Origin of the sequence: Puniceibacterium antarcticum (assembly GCF_002760615.1) — a bacterium.
Lineage (GTDB): Bacteria > Pseudomonadota > Alphaproteobacteria > Rhodobacterales > Rhodobacteraceae > Puniceibacterium > Puniceibacterium antarcticum.
Map to the genome: position 1 here is coordinate 1 of NZ_AWWI01000132.1, position 1,456 is coordinate 1,456.

The window sequence follows — 1,456 nt, forward strand, 5'->3', positions numbered from 1 at the left end:
GGGGGGGGCGCATGATCTTTCCATCGATACCATTGGCAGGCAGGCGAATGGAACATTCGCCGAGAGGCCGGGTGCGCATATTTGTGGCGACCACGCCGGTTGATTTCAGAAAAGGTCACGACGGGCTGGCGGCCATGGTGCAGACCGTACTCCGCAAAGATCCGTTCACTGGGACAGTGTTCCTGTTCCGGGCCAAGCGTATGGATCGATTGAAGCTTTTGTATTGGGACGGGACCGGCCTTGCGATGGCTTACAAGCGGCTCGAGGATACGACCTTCACCTGGTCCCACTGCCCGGCAGGCGATTTGCAAAGCAAATCTGCCGAGAGGGGGCGATCAAAGATGGAATAATGGCGCTGAATCACGCGCAATGTGAGGCACTGTTTTCCGGGCTGGCCCCCTCTCGGCGATGCAGGCATCGCCTGCAGGTCAACGGGTCAGTAAATACGCGGACCACCTTCCGTTATATCGCCAAAGTCAGATCCTGGCCCGTTCCGGTATCGACATCCATAGGTCGACGCTGGCGGATTGGGGTGAAGGGCGTCCCGGAAACATGGCAGTGGCATGTTTCCGCCGTGAACGGGCGGAGCCCCGGACGGTGTGGCGGCCTTTCACCTGGGTCCGGTGGCAGATTCGGCTGGCCGAGCACCTGAAGACGTCCACGAAGCTGTTCATGCCCTCTCGGCAGCATGCTGCGCATGCGCCTGCCGGGGAATAGACGAAACGACGGCCCCGGTCCTCGATCCCGGCCGCGGTCGGACGAAAACCGGCTACCTCTGGGCCTTGGCGCGTGACGACAGGGCGTCGCACCAAAGGTGCGTCTCCGGCGCAAAGGGTGGCGATGACCCGCCCGGCGTTGTCTATTTCTACGCCCCTGATCGCCGCGGCGAAAACGCCGAGAAGTTGCTCAAGGGGTTGAATGGCACACTGCAACTCCCCTCTCATCGATACTTCGTATCGACTGCCGGGCAGCGGACGGCTACCAAGGCTACAACCGGTTGACGCGCTCTGACCGCAAGAACGGCGATCCAATCATTGTCGCACATTGCTGGGCGCACATGCGCCGCAAGCTCAAGGAAGTCTTCGATCGCGACGGTGTCGTGCTGGAAGCACGCCTTGGGCGTGACGATCGCGGCCGAGGTCCTACGTCAGATCGCCGAAATCTATGCCGTCGAGAAAGACATCCGCGGCACGTCTTCAGGTCAGCGTCTGTCTGCTCGGCAGGCGCGATCTGCTCCATTGGTCGAAGCCCTCGGAATCTGGCTGAAATTGCAGCGCCTGAGCATCTCGGCAAAACCGCGCCTCGGCGAGAAGCTCGCTTACATCCATCGCCATTGGGATGGATTGCAGACCTTCCTGACGGACGGACGCGTCGAGATCGACTCCAACTAGGTCGAGAATTTGGTCCAGTCGATTGCTCTGAACAGAAAAAACGCATTCTTCGCCGGATCGGACGA

General features: G+C 60.5%; 2 protein-coding genes and 2 pseudogenes. All 4 read left to right on the forward strand.

All coding sequences use genetic code 11. The annotated features are described in order from the left end of the window. Nucleotides 1-350: IS66 family insertion sequence element accessory protein TnpB (gene tnpB / locus P775_RS20085; protein WP_218967734.1), on the forward strand; the 350-nt coding region annotated here is incomplete at its 5' end. Between the two features lie 61 nt (nucleotides 351-411). Further along, nucleotides 412-944 (forward strand): annotated as a pseudogene (locus P775_RS29460) (IS66 family transposase); the annotation flags it as partial. A gap of 53 nt (nucleotides 945-997) precedes the next feature. Beyond that, a pseudogene (locus P775_RS29465) lies at nucleotides 998-1,042 on the forward strand (hypothetical protein); the annotation flags it as partial. 79 nt (nucleotides 1,043-1,121) lie between these two features. Continuing rightward, nucleotides 1,122-1,391, forward strand: a complete 270-nt coding sequence (locus P775_RS29470) for an IS66 family transposase (protein WP_281256109.1) — start codon at nucleotides 1,122-1,124, stop codon at nucleotides 1,389-1,391. The last annotated feature ends 65 nt before the right edge of the window (nucleotides 1,392-1,456 follow it).